The following is a 492-nucleotide window of genomic DNA, read 5'->3' on the forward strand; positions in this document are numbered from 1 at the left end:
CCTGCTGCGTAACAGCTTCCGCTACGCCGCCCGCCAGCACTGGGATCCGATCGCCAAGGCGCTGCGGCCGGTCTACACCGCCCCGACCGAGGCCGCGGCCACCGAACGGTTCCTCGAGTTCGCCGAAGCCTGGGGCGGGAAGTATCCGGCGATCGTCCGGCTGTGGGAGAACGCCTGGGCCGAGTTCACCCCGTTCCTCGCGTTCGACGTCGAGATCCGCCGGGTCATCTGCTCCACCAACGCCATCGAGAGTGTCAACGCCCGGATCCGCCGGGCCGTGCGCGCCCGCGGCCACTTCCCCAACGAGACCGCCGCCCTGAAATGCATCTACCTGGCGGTCATGAGCCTCGACCCCACCGGCCAGGGCCGCCGACGCTGGATCATCCGCTGGAAGAGCGCTCTCAACGCCTTCGACATCGCCTTCGACGGCCGGCTCACCACCGGCCGCAAGTAGATCCACTAACCCAGTTACACCGTTATCTTGACAGTCCC

General features: G+C 67.7%; 1 protein-coding gene. It reads left to right on the forward strand.

What is annotated here, in order from left to right:
• Window positions 1-454, forward strand: a 454-nt coding sequence (locus tag MXD60_RS26305; protein ID WP_248822394.1) for a transposase, incomplete at its 5' end; no start/stop codon positions are given.
• Between the last annotated feature and the right edge of the window lie 38 nt (window positions 455-492).

Source organism: Frankia sp. AgB32, assembly GCF_023243045.1.
Lineage (GTDB): Bacteria > Actinomycetota > Actinomycetes > Frankiales > Frankiaceae > Frankia.